General features: G+C 69.3%; 15 protein-coding genes. 3 read left to right on the forward strand and 12 right to left on the reverse strand.

The window, feature by feature from the left end; genetic code table 11:
* Positions 1-1,997, forward strand: a 1,997-nt coding sequence (gene glgB, locus VF289_RS15600; protein WP_330884822.1) for a 1,4-alpha-glucan branching protein GlgB, incomplete at its 5' end; no start/stop codon positions are given.
* 81 nt (positions 1,998-2,078) lie between these two features.
* Here the strand turns inward: glgB and VF289_RS15605 are convergent.
* The 3 genes from VF289_RS15605 to VF289_RS15615 form a co-directional block, all read right to left on the reverse strand.
* Positions 2,079-2,975, reverse strand: a complete 897-nt coding sequence (locus tag VF289_RS15605) for a tetratricopeptide repeat protein (protein WP_330884823.1) — start codon at positions 2,973-2,975, stop codon at positions 2,079-2,081.
* Between the two features lie 75 nt (positions 2,976-3,050).
* Positions 3,051-4,097 (reverse strand): hypothetical protein, encoded by a 1,047-nt coding sequence (locus VF289_RS15610; RefSeq protein WP_330884824.1) that lies wholly within the window; start codon positions 4,095-4,097, stop codon positions 3,051-3,053.
* A gap of 41 nt (positions 4,098-4,138) precedes the next feature.
* Complete coding sequence (locus tag VF289_RS15615; protein ID WP_330884825.1) at positions 4,139-5,239, reverse strand: hypothetical protein; 1,101 nt, start codon at positions 5,237-5,239, stop codon at positions 4,139-4,141.
* A gap of 192 nt (positions 5,240-5,431) precedes the next feature.
* Between VF289_RS15615 and nucS the strand changes: the two genes are divergently transcribed.
* Both nucS and VF289_RS15625 read left to right on the forward strand, forming a co-directional pair.
* A complete protein-coding gene (gene nucS / locus VF289_RS15620) occupies positions 5,432-6,139 on the forward strand; it encodes an endonuclease NucS (RefSeq protein WP_330884826.1) in 708 nt (235 codons plus the stop codon).
* Positions 6,140-6,256: 117 nt separating this feature from the next.
* Positions 6,257-7,480 (forward strand): N-acetylglucosamine-6-phosphate deacetylase, encoded by a 1,224-nt coding sequence (locus VF289_RS15625; protein WP_330884827.1) that lies wholly within the window; start codon positions 6,257-6,259, stop codon positions 7,478-7,480.
* Between the two features lie 98 nt (positions 7,481-7,578).
* Here VF289_RS15625 and VF289_RS15630 read toward each other — a convergent pair whose 3' ends face one another.
* From VF289_RS15630 to atpB, 9 genes are all read right to left on the reverse strand, one after another.
* The gene (locus VF289_RS15630; RefSeq protein ID WP_330884828.1) at positions 7,579-8,031 is read right to left on the reverse strand and encodes a DUF2550 family protein; all 453 of its coding nucleotides are present in this window, start codon (positions 8,029-8,031) and stop codon (positions 7,579-7,581) included.
* 18 nt (positions 8,032-8,049) lie between these two features.
* On the reverse strand, positions 8,050-8,331 hold the full coding sequence (locus VF289_RS15635; RefSeq protein WP_330884829.1) for a F0F1 ATP synthase subunit epsilon: 282 nt from the start codon (positions 8,329-8,331) through the stop codon (positions 8,050-8,052).
* Positions 8,328-9,800, reverse strand: coding sequence for a F0F1 ATP synthase subunit beta (gene atpD / locus VF289_RS15640; RefSeq protein ID WP_330884830.1), 1,473 nt, complete (start codon positions 9,798-9,800; stop codon positions 8,328-8,330). Before atpD ends, VF289_RS15635 begins: the two co-directional genes overlap by 4 nt.
* A gap of 63 nt (positions 9,801-9,863) precedes the next feature.
* A complete protein-coding gene (locus tag VF289_RS15645; protein WP_330884831.1) occupies positions 9,864-10,775 on the reverse strand; it encodes a F0F1 ATP synthase subunit gamma in 912 nt (303 codons plus the stop codon).
* Between the two features lie 72 nt (positions 10,776-10,847).
* Positions 10,848-12,473, reverse strand: a complete 1,626-nt coding sequence (gene atpA / locus VF289_RS15650) for a F0F1 ATP synthase subunit alpha (protein WP_330884832.1) — start codon at positions 12,471-12,473, stop codon at positions 10,848-10,850.
* A gap of 96 nt (positions 12,474-12,569) precedes the next feature.
* Positions 12,570-13,385, reverse strand: coding sequence for a F0F1 ATP synthase subunit delta (locus VF289_RS15655; protein ID WP_330884833.1), 816 nt, complete (start codon positions 13,383-13,385; stop codon positions 12,570-12,572).
* 9 nt (positions 13,386-13,394) lie between these two features.
* Complete coding sequence (locus VF289_RS15660) at positions 13,395-13,940, reverse strand: F0F1 ATP synthase subunit B (RefSeq protein ID WP_330884834.1); 546 nt, start codon at positions 13,938-13,940, stop codon at positions 13,395-13,397.
* Positions 13,941-13,950: 10 nt separating this feature from the next.
* Positions 13,951-14,181, reverse strand: a complete 231-nt coding sequence (atpE, locus tag VF289_RS15665) for an ATP synthase F0 subunit C (protein ID WP_330884835.1) — start codon at positions 14,179-14,181, stop codon at positions 13,951-13,953.
* Between the two features lie 107 nt (positions 14,182-14,288).
* Complete coding sequence (atpB, locus tag VF289_RS15670) at positions 14,289-15,032, reverse strand: F0F1 ATP synthase subunit A (protein ID WP_330884836.1); 744 nt, start codon at positions 15,030-15,032, stop codon at positions 14,289-14,291.
* Positions 15,033-15,249 lie beyond the last annotated feature (217 nt).

Raw genomic sequence — 15,249 nt, forward strand, 5'->3', positions numbered from 1 at the left:
AGCACGAGTACGACGGCATCTGGGTGGCCTCGCTCGAGATGACCGCTCTGCCCAGCTACCGGATCCGGGTGACCTGGTCCGTGGGAGAGGAGCCGGTCGAGATCGAGGAGCCGTACCGCTTCCTCCCCACCGTGGGCGAACTGGACCTCCACCTGATCCGCGAGGGCCGCCACGAGGAGCTGTGGCGGGCCCTGGGCGCCCATGCGCGCACCCTGGACGGCGTCGAAGGCACCTCCTTCACGGTCTGGGCACCGAACGCTCGCGCCGTGCAGGTGGTGGGATCCTTCAACGGCTGGGACGGGCGCCTGCACGCGCTGCGCTCCCTCGGCGCCTCCGGCGTCTGGGAGCTCTTCGTCCCGGGGCCCGGGGACGGCGACACCTACAAGTACCGGATCCTCGGCGCCGACGGTGTCTGGCGCGACAAGGCCGATCCGATGGCCCGCTTCGCCGAGGTCCCGCCCGCCACCGGCTCCGTCATCACCACCAGCGACTTCGAGTGGAGCGACGAGCACTGGCTCGCCGAGCGCGCCGCGCACGATGCGGTCTCCTCGCGGATGTCGGTCTACGAGGTGCATCTGGCCAGCTGGCGGCCGGGCCTCGGCTACCGGGAGCTGGCCAGCGAGCTGACCGACTACGTCTCGGAGATGGGCTTCACGCACGTCGAGTTCATGCCGGTGTCCGAGCATCCCTTCGGAGGCTCCTGGGGCTACCAGGTCACCGGGTACTACGCGCCCACCTCGCGCCTGGGCACCCCGGATGAGCTGCGGCACCTCATCGACACCCTCCACAACGCCGGCATCGGCGTGATCCTGGACTGGGTGCCCGCCCACTTCCCCAAGGACGAATGGGCGCTGGGCCGCTTCGACGGCACGCCGCTGTACGAGCACGCCGACCCGCGGCGCGGCGAGCACCCGGACTGGGGCACGTACATCTTCGACACCGGCCGCAACGAGGTGCGCAACTTCCTGGTCGCCAACGCCTGCTACTGGCTCGAGGAGTTCCACGTCGACGGCCTCCGGGTCGACGCGGTCGCCTCGATGCTGTACCTCGACTACTCCCGTGAGGACGGCCAGTGGGTCGCCAACCGCCACGGCGGCCGCGAGGACCTCGAGAACATCGCCTTCCTGCAGGAGGCCACCGCGACCGCCTACAAGCGCGCCCCGGGCATCATGATGATCGCGGAGGAGTCCACCTCCTTCCCCGGGGTCACCCGCCCCACCGAGTCCGGCGGCCTGGGCTTCGGGTTCAAATGGAACATGGGATGGATGCACGACACCCTGGAGTATCTCGGCCAGGACCCGGTGCATCGCCAGTACCACCACGGCGAGCTCACCTTCTCGATGGTCTACCAGTACTCCGAGAACTTCGTGCTGCCGCTGAGCCATGACGAGGTGGTGCACGGCAAGGGATCGCTGCTGCGCAAGGCTCCGGGCGATGACTGGCAGCAGGCGGCGACGCTGCGCGCCTACCTGGCGTTCCAGTGGACCCATCCGGGCAAGCAGCTGGTGTTCATGGGCATCGAGTTCGCCCAGGGCACCGAGTGGTCCGAGCAGTCCGGCCTGCCCTGGTGGCTGCTGGAGTACCCGCTGCACCGCGGCGCCCAGCAGCTGGTCAAGGATCTCAACGCCGTCCAGCGGGAGTTCCCTGCGCTGTATCAGCGGGATCAGGATCCGGGTGGCTTCGAGTGGCTGATCGGCGACGACGCCGCTCACAACGTGCTCTCCTTCGTGCGGCGCGACGAGGCCGGTGATCCGGTCGTGGTGGTGCTGAACTTCTCGGCGCAGCCCTGGCACGACTACCGCGTCCCGCTCCCCGAGGGCGGGACCTGGCTCGAGGTGCTCAACTCCGATTCCCCGGTCTACGGCGGCAGCGGGGTCGGGAACCTGGGCCGGGTGCACGCCGAGGCGCTGACTCTGCACGGCCGCGACCACTCCGTGCGGCTGTCCGTCCCGCCGCTGGGCGCGGTGCTCCTCGCCCCCCAGCGGCTGCGGGGCTGAACCGGTCGCTCACACGGGACGGGGCGGTGGCCAGTGGCCACCGCCCCGTCCCGTGCGTCGCATGCGGGGTGCGAGCAGGAGTCAGTACAGGAGGTTCGCGAGGCGCTTGCGGGCCGGGGCCACGCGCGGATCCTCCGCACCGGCGACCTCGAAGAGGTCCAGCAGCCGTGCCCGCACGATGTCCTTGGTCTCCTGATCCGCGCCGCGCAGCAGGTCCAGCAGGCGCGCGAAGGCGTCCTCGACGTGCCCTCCGAGCATGTCGAGATCTGCGACCAGCAGCTGAGCATCCAGATCACCGGGGTGCTGCGCCGCGGCCTCCCGGGCGGCCGCGAGGTCCGCTCCCTGGGTGCGGCGCATGAGCGTGACGGTGGCGAGGCCCGCCTTCGCCTCGGCATCGGCCGGAGCCTCCTGCAGCTGCTTCTCATAGGCGGCGACGGCGGTCTCGAGATCACCGCGCTCGATCGCCTCGTAGGCCTCGGCGATCAGCGGCGGCAGCGGCTCCTCCTGCGCCTGCGGAGCGGGCTCCCCCTCGGGCAGCTCCATCCCCTGCTGGCGTGCGACCTCGATCACCTGGGTGAGCAGGGTGTCGATCTCCGACTCCGGGAGCACGGACTGGACGATCGGCTGCAGCTGGCCCTGGATCAGCAGCAGCAGCGTGGGCAGCTGCTCGACCCGGAGCGCGGCGGCGACCCGCTGCTGGGTGTCCGCATCGACGGTCCCCAGGCGGACCGCGCCGCCTCGCCCGTCGACCCCACGACGCAGGGAGGCGAGGAAGGCGTCGCCCTCGGGCACCCGAGAGCTGGTGACCAGCAGCAGTGTCGGGATCTGCTGGGAGTCGGCGATGAGCTGCTCGAGTCCCTGCTCGGTCACGGCGACCTCGTGGGCGGCGGGGGCACCGGAGGAGCCCGCACCGCCTGTCGCACCGCCGGCGGGCTTCTTCAGCGCGGCGAGGTCGATGATTCCGTACGGATCGGTCACAGGTGAGCTCCTTCGACGAGTGCAGGACGGACCCAGTCTAGGGAGTCCGTCGGACCGTGCGCTGGGACGGGCGGGTCACTCCCCGCTGGCGTCCAGGGCGGTCTGGGTGGCCCCGACGGGCTGGACCTTCCCGCCGGCGTCCTTCGACGGGATGTACAGCGCGACATGGGTGCCGAACTTGCGCAGGTACTCCGAGGTGAACTCCTTCTTGCCGATCACCTTGGTGTACTTGTTGTCCTCGGCATAGCGCATGGTCGCGCCGTCCTTGATGGCCACCTTGCGGGTCGAGAGCAGGGTGCCCATGACGAGCGCTCCGCCGTCGTCGGTGCGCAGACCGGCGAACTCCTCCTTCTTGACCTTGTAGGTCTCCCGGATGGTCGCCGCCTCGTCCCGCTCCACACCGGCGTTGAGCTCGGAGCGCTCGGTCTGGATGCGCTCGTGGGTCAGGGTCTGGAAGGGGTTCTCGGCGAGCTTGTCATCCGGGTCCGAGCCGTTGCCGCCGGTGAGCACCTTCGCGTAGAGCGAGAGCGCCTTGGCGGGGGTCATCACGAGGCCCTTGGTGTCACGGGTGACCGGCTCCGCACCCACCACGGCGTTCGCGACGGTGGGCATCTCGACGCCCACGGCCTGCTGGGCCCAGCCCCATGCCGAATAGGGGGACTTCGCATCGGCCTGCTGGAGCGCCATGAAGTAGGGCACGCCATCCTTCTCGACCGAGTCCTCGACCAGGGCGATCGCCACCCGCGGGAACTCTTCGGAGACGGAGGTGAGCGGGACGATCAGCTCGGAACCGGGGACCCGGAGCTCCTCGGCCCACTCCTGCGCCTTCTCGATCATCCTGTAGGCGGCGGTGCGGAAATCGACGGCGGAGCCCGAGACGCGCGGCTCCAGCTTCTTCGCGTCCTCGGCCTCGTCCGCCGCGGTGACGGCCTCGTGCACCTCCGGGACGATGCTCGAGAACTGCTCGGTGGTCTGCACCGGGGTCGGCTCGGAGAGCTCCTTGCCGGTGGGCGGCGCCGCGGGCGGTTCCGGCTCGGACCCGCAGGCGGCGAGAAGGCCCGAGGTGAGCAGCGTGCCCGCCCCCAGGAAGAGGCCGCGGCGGCCGACGGGTCGAATGCTCATGACAGAGTCCTTCCGCGCGCTTCGGCGCAGCTCGTGGCGGGTCATCGGCGCTCCTCACCGTCACCGCGGCCGTCGTCCCCGAAGAGGCGGATCGGCTCGGTGCGGTCGATGTCTGCGGGGGCACCCGAGCCGTCCCGGGTGCGCTGGTCGGCAGGAGTGCCGCTCTCCTCGGAGGTCGCCCCCTCGGTGCTGGCCCCGTCCTCGGCGGAGGCGGTCCCCTCGGCGGCGGTCCCCTCAGAAGTGGCGGTCCCCTCGGAGGAGCTCGCCCCGAGCGACCACACGCTCTCCTCACGGACGTCGCCGCCGGGTGCTCCGAGCAGCGGATCGGACCCTGCGGCGGTCTCCGATTCGGGAGCGTCCGTCACGCCGAGGACCTCGGTCGAGTCGTCGATGTCGCTGCGCTCGCCCGCCGCGGTGGTCGCGGCGACGCCGGCTCCCGCCGTCACGACGGAGCTCGTCCCGTGCCGGGGCTGGTGCGGTGCCTCCGCGATCTCGTCGAGGTCGTCCTCGTCGCGACGGCGACCGCCGAGCGAGACCACCAGCATCACGAGGCCGATCACGGCGATCGCGGCTCCGCCTGCGTAGGCGAAGGGAACCCACTCGTTCTCGGCGTCGACCGGCCAGGTGATGGAGACCCTCTGGGCCCCGGCCTCGGTGCCGTCGGTGACGATCAGGAGGGAGCGGTAGACCTGTTCGTTCTCCTCGCCGTTCTCCCCCGCCCAGAAGTCCGCCACGTCGATCGTGTACGGGCTGGGCTTCGTCTCGACGGTGCGCCAGAGGTCCGAGGAGGTGGGGTTCTGCAGCTCATCGGCCCCGTCGGGGTTGACCTCCTGGGTGCTCAGCGTCGTCCAGTCGCTCGCGCCGGTGATCCGGGTGTACCGGACGTCCTCGAGGTAGGCCTCGATGTCGCCGTTGGCCGCCGTGATCACGGAGACGTCGGAGGCGCCCTCGATGACCACCTCACCCTCGTTGTCGCCCACGTAGAGCACTCCGGGATCGATGACGACAGCGGAACCGGGATCGCCGAGCTCCACCGTGGCGGTGGTCTCGGTCGCGGGGGCCCAGGTGGTCTCGCCCAGGCGGCCCAGCGCGAGTCCGATGAGTCCGACCAGGACCAGCAGGACGGCCAGGAGTCGTTGCACGGTAGATGCTCCTTCGGAGGGTCTCGGCACGGGACCGAGCGGGTGACCTGTCCACGATACGAGCGCTACGACATGCGCAACACCCTCGAGTGAGCATCTGCACCTGGGTAAAGCTCTTCTCATGCGCACCTCATCGACCTCTCATGAACGGGGTGCGGCGGGGAGGCCCCTGGGGTGACGTACCCTGGCGGGGTGCGTCTCGTCGTTGCCCGCTGTTCCGTCGACTACACCGGTCGGCTCACCGCCCATCTCCCGCTCGCTCCTCGGCTGCTGATCATCAAGGCCGACGGCAGCGTGCTGGTCCATTCCGACGGCGGCAGCTATAAACCGCTGAACTGGATGACCCCTCCGTGCACGCTGAGCACGTCACGGCGCGGCGACGAAGAGGCCGCGGAGGATCCGGAAGGCGCCTGGATCGAGCAATGGGACGTCGTCCACGACAAGACCGGCGACAAGCTGCGAGTGCGCCTTCACGAGGTCTACGAGGACTCCTCCCATGAGCTCGGCGTGGATCCGGGGCTGCAGAAGGACGGCGTCGAGGCGCATCTGCAGGCGCTGCTCGCCGAGAACATCGACACCCTCGGCGACGGCTGGTCCCTGGTGCGCCGGGAGTATTTCACCGCCATCGGTCCGGTCGACATCCTCGCGCGTGACGAGACCGGCGGCTCGGTCGCGATCGAGATCAAGCGCCGCGGAGAGATCGACGGCGTCGAGCAGCTGACCCGCTATCTCGAACTGCTCAACCGCGATCCGCTGCTGGCCCCGGTGCGCGGGATCTTCGCCGCGCAGGCCATCAAGCCCCAGGCCAGGGTGCTCGCCGCGGACCGCGGTATCGATTGCGTGACCCTCGACTACGACGCCCTGCGCGGCATCGACGACGCCGAGTCACGCCTCTTCTGAGCCGCCCTGTGACGCTGCTCGAGCCCACCTGCCGAGCACGTGGACAACGCCCGACCCTCGAGAACGCAAGATCCTGGAGCGCGCAGGTCCAGGAGAGCGCATGAGCCAGGAGATCGCATGAGCACCGCACCGTCCTCGCCCACCCTCACGGTCGACCTGTCCCTGCACGGCACCGCGGTGCTCGAGCAGGGACTGGTGCCCGGGGCCCTGCTGCTGATCGCCGACGGGGACATCGTCTGGGCAGGGCCGGCTGCGCACGCGCCGCCCCATGCGGCGACCCGCGCTCTCCGCCATGACGGGCTCGTCCTGCCCGGTCTCGTGGACCTCCACTGCCATGGCGGGGGCGGTGCCTCCTTCCCTGACGCGAACGGATCCCAGGACATGCTCACCGCGGTGCGTGAGCACCGCCGTCACGGCACCACCAGCCTGGTCGCCTCCCTGGTCACCGCCGATGCCGCCACCCTGCGCGCACGGGTCACGGACCTCGCGGGGCTCGCCGCCGACGACGAGATCGCCGGGATCCATCTCGAAGGCCCCTTCCTCTCCGTCGCACGGCGCGGGGCGCAGAACCCCGAGCACATCACCGACGGCGACGCGGACCTGGTGCGCGAGCTCGCCCAGCTCGCCGGCGGCGCGCTGGCCACCATGACGGTCGCGCCCGAGGTGCCGGGGGCCGAGTCCGTCATCGAGGCCCTCGCGGAGGTCGGAGCCCTGCCCTCCCTCGGGCACACCGACGGCACCAGCGCCCAGATGACGCGCGCGATCGCCCTCTCCGGGGCGGAGCTGCGCCGGGAGTCCGGACGCTCCGCGCGCCCCACCGCGACCCATCTGTTCAACGGGATGCGGCCGATCCACCACCGCGATCCGGGCCCGGCCCTCGCGGCGCTGGACGCCGCTGCCACCGGTGACCTGGTGGTCGAGGTGATCGCCGACGGCGTGCATCTCGATGCCCGCACCGTCGCGCACGTCTTCTCCCTCGCCGCAGAGGGAAGCGTCGCCCTGGTGACCGATGCGATGGCCGCCGCCGGCATGCCCGCGGGCCAGTACCGGCTCGGCGCGCTGGACGTGACGGTGCAGGACGGCGTCGCCACCCTCACCGATGGCGGAGCGATCGCGGGCGGCACCGCCCATCTGCTGGACGTCGTGCGCTTCGCGGTCACCGAGGCCGGGGTGGACCTGGTCAGTGCCGTGCGCGCGGCCTCAGCAGTGCCGGCCGCGGTGCTCGGGATGCAGGACCGCATCGGGGTCCTCGCTGCGGGGCGACGGGCGGATGTGGTGCTCGTGGATGCCGAGCTGGGCCCGGTGAGCGTCCTGCGCGCCGGCCAGGAGCTCGACGCCTGACCTCACACAGCAGCCGCTGGACCGGTGCAGGCGGTGCAGCGGGTGCAGCGGGTGCAGCGGATCCAGGAGAGGCAGCGAGTCCAGGCGATGCAGTCAGCTCAGTCGGCGTCGCCGAGCACCAGACCGGTCGGGGCCGCCTCCAGCCAGGAGTTCAGCGCCGCGCCGGAGATCAGGTCGACGATCGCGCTGATCTCTCGCCCGTCGGCCATGCTGAACTCGAACAGACTGCTCTCCTCGCCGCCCTCCAGCTGTGAGGGCAGGCGCTTGCGGGTCACGTCACGGATCTCCGAGCGGCGCAGCACCACCTCGGGCCGCAGGTGCAGAGAGAAGGCGCGGAACCAGCGCAGCCGGTCGGTGCCGAAGCGCATCAGACCGTGCTGCCAGCTGCTCCCGCCCACCAGCCCACGCCGCCGCAGGGTGCATTCGAAGGCACCCCGTCGACGGGCGACCACCGGCTGACGCAGCACCAGCACCAGCACCAGCAGCAGCGCCAGCACGACGAAGAGCATCCCGATCCCCATGAGGAGGATCGGGATGCTCAGGTGGTCCATGCAGTCGGCGCTCTCAGCTCAGAGGCGGGAGCCGCTGGCCTGGACGGGCGTGGCGTCGTCGACGCCGATGGTCACGACATCCGCGTCGACGGAGACGAAGCCGCCCTCGACGTCCAGCGCCTCGACGCGCCCGTCCTGGTCGATGATCCGCACCGCGCCGGTGCCGAGGATCGCCAGGGTCGGCTGCATCTGCGGGAGGATGCCCATCGAGCCGTCGATCGCGGGCACGACGACCTGCGCCGCCTGACCGGTCCAGACGGTGCGGTCCGCGGTGACGAAGGTGACTTCGAGCGCACTCACGCGCCGAGCTCCTTGTCGATGCGGTGCTGGTTCTCGAGCACCATGTCGATCCCGCCCACGTTGAAGAAGGCGGACTCGGTGACGTGGTCGAACTCGCCGTCGCAGATGCCCTTGAAGCCCTCGATGGTGTCCTTGAGCGGGACGTCGGAGCCGTCCACACCGGTGAACTGCTTCGCCAGGTGGGTGTTCTGCGAGAGGAACTGCTGGATGCGGCGCGCACGCGAGACGATGACCTTGTCCTCCTCGGACAGCTCGTCCACGCCCAGCATCGCGATGATGTCCTGCAGCTCCTTGTTGCGCTGGAGGACCTGCTTCACGCGCACCGCGGTGTCGTAGTGGTCCTGGCCCACGTAGCGGGGGTCGAGGATGCGCGAGGTGGAGGTCAGCGGGTCGATCGCCGGGTACAGACCACGCGAGGCGATCTCACGGGAGAGCTCCGTGGTGGCGTCGAGGTGGGCGAAGGTGGTCGCCGGGGCCGGGTCGGTGTAGTCGTCGGCCGGGACGTAGATCGCCTGCATCGAGGTGATCGAGTGGCCGCGCGTCGAGGTGATGCGCTCCTGGAGCACACCCATCTCGTCGGCCAGGTTCGGCTGGTAGCCCACTGCGGAGGGCATGCGGCCCAGCAGGGTCGAGACCTCGGAGCCCGCCTGCGTGAAGCGGAAGATGTTGTCGATGAACAGCAGCACGTCCTGGGCCTGCTCATCACGGAAGTACTCCGCCATGGTCAGGGCCGACAGGGCGACCCGCAGACGCGTGCCCGGCGGCTCGTCCATCTGGCCGAAGACCAGTGCGGTCTTCTCGATGACGCCCGACTCGGTCATCTCCTCGATGAGGTCCCAGCCCTCACGGGTGCGCTCACCGACGCCGGCGAACACGGACACGCCGTCGTGGTTGTTGGCCACGCGGTAGATCATCTCCTGGATGAGCACCGTCTTGCCGACGCCCGCGCCGCCGAACAGGCCGATCTTGCCGCCCTGCACGTACGGGGTGAGCAGGTCGATCGACTTGATGCCGGTCTCGAACATCACCGTGGAGGACTCGAGCTGGTCGAAGTTCGGGGCCTTGCGGTGGATCGGCCAGCGATCGGAGATCTCGAGCTGATCGATCGGCTTGTTCAGCGGGTTGCCGACCACATCGAACACGGTGCCGAGGGTCGCATCGCCGACCGGCACCGAGATCGGTGCGCCGGTGTCCGTCACGGCGTGGCCGCGCACGACGCCGTCGGTGGGCTTCAGCGCGATGCCGCGGACCATGCCGTCGCCGAGGTGCTGGGCGGTCTCGAGGGTCAGGGTCGACGCCTCGAGGCCGGAGCCGGTGTCCTCGATCTGGATGGTGAGCGCGTTGTAGAGGGCCGGGATGTTCCCGGGCGGGAACTCGATGTCGACGACGGCGCCGGTGACGCGGGCGACGCGTCCGGTGGCACCGGCCGCCTGGGCGGCGGGAGCCTGACTGTCAGTGGTGGTGGTCATAGCGTTCTCTCCATGTCGTGCCGACGGGGGCGTCGTCGGCCAAAGGTGTCGGCGGCGGATGTCTCAGCGTTCGGTGCGACCGGATCCCGAGAGGGCATCGGCACCGCCGACGATCTCCGTGATCTCCTGGGTGATCTCTGCCTGGCGGGCGGAGTTCGCCAGCCGGGTGAACTTGTTGATCTGCGTCTCCGCGTTGTCGGTCGCGGACTTCATCGCGCGCTGCGTGGATGCGTGCTCAGAGGCCATCGCCTGCAGCAGGATGTTGATGATCCGCGACTCGATGTACCGCGGCAGCAGCTCGCCGATGACGGCTTCCGCGTCCGGCACGAACTCGTACAGCGGGTAGGTGGCCGCGTCCTCTCCCTGCACGTTCCCGATCCCCATCGGCACCATGCGGACGGAGCGGGCGCTCTGGACGAACCTGCTCTGGAATCGCGTGGAGACGACGTAGAGCTCGTCCAGGTGCACGGACGGATCCTCGGTGACGAGGTCCTCGGTGACAGCTGCGGAGATCTCGCGGCCGAGAGTCGGCAGCTCCTCCTCCTTGTACGGCGTCCAGGTCCGCTGCGGCTCGCGGTTGCGGAAGCGGTAGTACGAGTCGCCCTTGCGGCCGACGACGTACATCACCGGGGTCTTCCCCTCGTCGCGCAGGGTGTTCGCGAGCTGTTCGGCCTCACGGATCACGTTGTGCGAGTACGGGCCGGTCATACCCCGGTCCGCAGTGATCAGCAGGATCCCGGCGCGCCCCGTCTGGTGGCGATCGGTGTCCAGGAACGGATGCGAGACCTCGCTGGAATGCGTCGCCACCGAGCCGATCGCGCGGGTGAGCGCCTCGGCGTACGGAGTCGTCGCCTCGACCCGGGCGTGCGCCTTGGCGATGCGCGACGCCGCGACCATCTCCTTGGCCTTGAAGATCTTCTTCATCCCCTGTGCGGAGCGGATCCTCTGTTTGTATACCCTCTGCTGGGCTCCCATGTCTCTCCTCGTGCGGGATCGATGCGTCCTGGGCGGGAGCCGCCGTCCCCTCAGGGACGGCGGCGTCTCGCATCAGCCGCGGACGATCTGCTCCTGCTCGATCCGGTCAGCGGCGAGACGACCATCCTCGTCGTTGCGCGCCGCGTCCTGGCCCTTGCCGGCCAGGAAGTCCTGCTTGACCTGATCGAGGATGCCCGAGAGCTCCTCCTCGGTCGAGGACTCGAACTTGCCGCTGCTGCGGATGGCCTCGAGAACGCCGCCGTTGTGGCGCAGGTGCTCGAGCAGCTGGCCCTCGAACTCGCGGACGTCCTCGACCTCGATGTCGTCGAACTTGCCCTTGGTGCCGGCCCAGATCGAGACGACCTGCTCCTCCATCGGGAAGGGCGAGCTCTGGGACTGCTTGAGCAGCTCCATCAGTCGAGCACCGCGGTTGAGCTGCTGCTTCGAGGCGGCGTCCAGGTCAGAGGCGAACATCGCGAAGGCCTCGAGGTCACGGAACTGCGCGAGGTCGATCTTCAGCGTGCCCGAGACGGCCTTCATGGCCTTGGTCTGGGCGGAGCCGCCGACGCGGGAGACCGAGACGCCGACGTCGACCGCCGGGCGCTGGTTCGCGTTGAACAGGTCCGACTGCAGGAAGCACTGTCCATCGGTGATCGAGATGACGTTGGTCGGGATGTAGGCCGAGACGTCGTTCGCCTTGGTCTCGATGATCGGCAGACCGGTCATCGAGCCGCCGCCCATCTCGTCGCTGAGCTTCGCGCAGCGCTCGAGCAGACGGGAGTGCAGGTAGAAGACGTCGCCCGGGTAGGCCTCACGGCCCGGCGGGCGGCGCAGCAGCAGCGACACGGCGCGGTAGGCCTCGGCCTGCTTCGACAGGTCGTCGAAGATGATCAGGACGTGCTTGCCCTCGTACATCCAGTGCTGGCCGATGGCCGAGCCGGTGTAGGGGGCGATGTACTTGAAGCCGGCCGGGTCGGAGGCCGGGGCCGCCACGATGGTGGTGTAGTCCATCGCGCCGTTCTCCTCGAGCGTCGCGCGCACCGAGGCGATGGTAGAGCCCTTCTGACCGACGGCGACGTAGATGCAGCGGACCTGCTTGTCGGGGTCGCCGGACTCCCAGTTGGCCTTCTGGTTCAGGATCGTGTCGATGCCGATCGTGGTCTTGCCGGTCTGGCGGTCGCCGATGATCAGCTGGCGCTGGCCGCGGCCGATCGGGGTCATCGCGTCGATGGCCTTGAGGCCGGTCTGCATCGGCTCCTTGACAGCCTTGCGCTGCATGACGCCGGGAGCCTGCAGCTCGAGGGCGCGGCGTCCGACGGTCTCGATGCTGCCGAGGCCGTCGATGGGGGCACCGGTGGGGTCGACCACGCGGCCGAGGTAGCCGTCGCCGACGGGGACCGAGAGCACCTGGCCGGTGCGGCGGACCTGCTGGCCCTCCTCGATGCCGGAGAACTCGCCGAGGACGACGACGCCGACCTCACGCAGCTCGAGGTTCAGGGCGAGGCCGAGGGTGCCGTCCTCGAAGCTGACGAGCTCGTTGGCCATGACGTTCGGGAGGCCCTCGACGCGCGCGATGCCGTCGGCGGCCTCGCTGACGCGGCCGATCTCCTCGCGCTCGGTGTTGCCTGCCTGGTAGGTGGACACCGCGGTGTCCAGGGCGTTCCGGATGTCCTCCGGGCTGATCGTGAGCTCCGCCATCTGCTGCTTCGCTTCCTCTCGGTCTCCCCGTGAAGGGGATGGTCTGAACAATGCTGGGGACGCCGGGACCTGGGAGGGATCCGGCATCGAGGTGAGTCAGGCCACGAGCTGCGACCGGGCTCGCGAGAGCCGGGCCAGAACAGTGGCGTCGTAGAGGTCGTCGCCGACCTGGATCCGGAGGCCGCCCACGACGTCGGGGTCCACCTGCAGGTTGAGCTGGACCTCCCGGCCGTAGACGCCCGCCAGGACGGCGCCGAGACGCGACTGCTGGGCGTCGCTCAACGGGACCGCGCTGTAGACCTCTGCGAAGGCGCGTCGACGACGGTCCGAGGCGAAGCGGGCGATCTCCTCGACACGACGGGCCGGCTTGGTCTCCGTACGTCGCCCGACGGCGCGAGCCGCCAGGACGGCGGTGAGCCGGTGGGTGCGGCCCTCCAGCAGAGTCCGCAGGAGGAGGGCGCGACGCGAGGGATCATCCCGTGCCCCGTCGAGGGCGGTGGTGAGGCCGCCGTCGCCGTCGATCAGCTGCGAGACCTCGAACAGCTCCGTCTCGACCTGCTCGAGGGCACCCTCGCGGAGCGCCAGGTCGAGCAGCGACGTCACCCCGAGCAGCTCGAGGGCATCAAGGATGTCCTCCTGCTCGGACCAGCGGCGACGCACGATCTCGAGGGTCGCCTCGAGCGCGCGCGGGCTGACCCGGTTCTCCAGCAGTGCACGGACCGCGGACTCCTTGACCTCAGCCGGGCGGCCGGGATCGGAGAGGGTGCGCACCAGCTGATTGCTGGAGTCGATGGCATCAGCCACCGAGAACAGCTCCTGGGCCTCGGTCTCCAGCGCTGCCCCGTCGGCCGCGGGGGCGGCCTGGAGCTGGCGGAGCACCTCGGCGAAGGAGGTGGAGGAGGTTCCTCGCATCACGGTTCCTTATCGGGTGGTGGTCTGGCTCGACTCGAGGTCGTCCAGGAACCGGTCGATCACTCGGCGTGAGCGGTCGTCATCGGAGAGGGACTCCCCGACGATCTTGGACGCCAGGTCGCTCGCGAGCGTCCCGACCTCCCCGCGCAGCTCGGTCGAGGCCGCGATCCGCTCGGCGCTCAGCTGCTGACGGCCCGAGGCGAGCACGCGCTCGTTCTCTGCCTCGGCACGGGCACGGGCCTCGTCGACGATCTTCTGACCGTCGACGCGGGCCTTCTCGCGGATCGAAGCGGCCTCCTGCCGTGCGGCGGCGAGCTCCTGCTCCTGATCGGACTTGAGCTGGTCAACCTGCTCCTGGACCTTCTCCGCATTGCGGATGCCGCCCTCGATCTTCTCGGCGCGCTCGTCCAGCACGGCGTTCATGCGCGGGAGCACGAACTTCATGAAGACAGCGACGAAGATGAGGAGGAAGATCGCCGACCAGACGATCTCCTCAGGGAGCGGGATGAGCAGCCGCCAGCCGGGGACGGTGTCTGCTCCTTCTGCCAGAATCATGGACTCTGGCTCAGACGAAGATCAGGCCGGTGACGATCGCCAGCAGCGCGAGGATCTCGGTGAACGCGACACCGATCAGCATGGTGGTCTGCAGCTGCGAGCGCATCTCGGGCTGGCGGGCCTGAGCCTCGGCGGTCTTGCCGACGAGGATGCCGAGGCCGATGCCCGGGCCGATCGCGGCGAGGCCGTAACCGATGGTGCCGATGTTGCCGGTCACCTCAGCGAGGATCGTGGACTCCATGGGGTGTTTCCTTTCGTTGTGCCGCGCTGGGGGCGACGATCAGGTCTTTCGGGTCGTGCAGGGGAACCACCGACGCTCACCCTCGGGCAAGCCGCCGGCGAGGAAACTCAGTGCTCGTCGGAGGTGGCGAGCTGGATGTACACCGCGGTCAGCATCGTGAAGATGAAGGCCTGCAGCGCGCCGACGAAGATCTCGAAGCCGTAGATGCCGATCGCCATCGCACCGGCGAAGGGGCTGATCGCGATCAGCCAGTCGCCCGAGAACAGCAGCGCGTGGGTCATGCCGATGAACACGACGATCATCATGTGGCCGGCGACCATGTTCGCGAGCAGTCGGATCGTGAGCGAGGCCCAGCGGATCACGACGACCTGCAGCAGCTCGATCGGGATCAGCAGGATGTAGATCGGCCACGGGATGCCGGGGGGCATGGTCTCGGACTTGAGGTAGCCGAGGAAGCCGTGCTTGCGGATGCCCGCGCCGACGTAGGTGACGAAGGTCCACAGCGCCAGCAGCAGCGGCAGACCGATCACGGAGGTGCCCGCGAGGTTCAGACCGGGGATCACGCCAGCGAGGTTCATCGAGAGGATGAAGAAGAACATCGTGATGAGCATCGGGGCGAAGCGCTTGCCATCCTTCAGGCCCAGCGTGTTCGCGATGATGTTGTTGTTCACGAAGTCGATCATGAGCTCGACGATGCTCTGCACCCGGCCGGGCACGAGCTTCGCGCGGGAGGCGATGACGCACATCGCGATGAGCACCACGGCGAGGACGATGAGTCGCACCAGCTGGACGCGGTTGAACTCGAAGGGCGTACCGCCGAAGAGGATCGCTTCCGGGAAGAACTCACCCAACGTGGGGATGTGGAAGAACGAGTCGTCCTCTGCGTACAGTCTCGGACTGAGGTCTGCGGTGTTCAGCTCGATCTCCCGGGTGCGTGCGGCCGTCGCGGACGGTCTGGATGGTCATGCCGGATCGAGTCCACTCGCGGTGCGGCCACCGTGCGTACGACTTTGGACGTCGCCATGGCATTCCCGGGTGGTCGATCAGCCCTCGTCCTGCTCACGGTTC

The sequence above is a fragment of the Brachybacterium sp. genome (assembly GCF_036379615.1).
In the GTDB taxonomy this organism is placed as follows: domain Bacteria; phylum Actinomycetota; class Actinomycetes; order Actinomycetales; family Dermabacteraceae; genus Brachybacterium.

What these genes read in the sequence shown, in the direction of transcription:
- VF289_RS15610 (WP_330884824.1), bottom strand. Translation starts at nt 4,097, where the DNA reads ATGAGCATTCGACCCGTCGGCCGCCGCGGCCTCTTCCTGGGGGCGGGC.
- VF289_RS15625 (WP_330884827.1), top strand. Translation starts at nt 6,257, where the DNA reads ATGAGCACCGCACCGTCCTCGCCCACCCTCACGGTCGACCTGTCCCTG.
- VF289_RS15630 (WP_330884828.1), bottom strand. Translation starts at nt 8,031, where the DNA reads ATGGACCACCTGAGCATCCCGATCCTCCTCATGGGGATCGGGATGCTC.
- atpD (WP_330884830.1), bottom strand. Translation starts at nt 9,800, where the DNA reads ATGACCACCACCACTGACAGTCAGGCTCCCGCCGCCCAGGCGGCCGGT.
- VF289_RS15645 (WP_330884831.1), bottom strand. Translation starts at nt 10,775, where the DNA reads ATGGGAGCCCAGCAGAGGGTATACAAACAGAGGATCCGCTCCGCACAG.
- atpA (WP_330884832.1), bottom strand. Translation starts at nt 12,473, where the DNA reads ATGGCGGAGCTCACGATCAGCCCGGAGGACATCCGGAACGCCCTGGAC.
- VF289_RS15655 (WP_330884833.1), bottom strand. Translation starts at nt 13,385, where the DNA reads ATGCGAGGAACCTCCTCCACCTCCTTCGCCGAGGTGCTCCGCCAGCTC.
- VF289_RS15660 (WP_330884834.1), bottom strand. Translation starts at nt 13,940, where the DNA reads ATGATTCTGGCAGAAGGAGCAGACACCGTCCCCGGCTGGCGGCTGCTC.
- atpE (WP_330884835.1), bottom strand. Translation starts at nt 14,181, where the DNA reads ATGGAGTCCACGATCCTCGCTGAGGTGACCGGCAACATCGGCACCATC.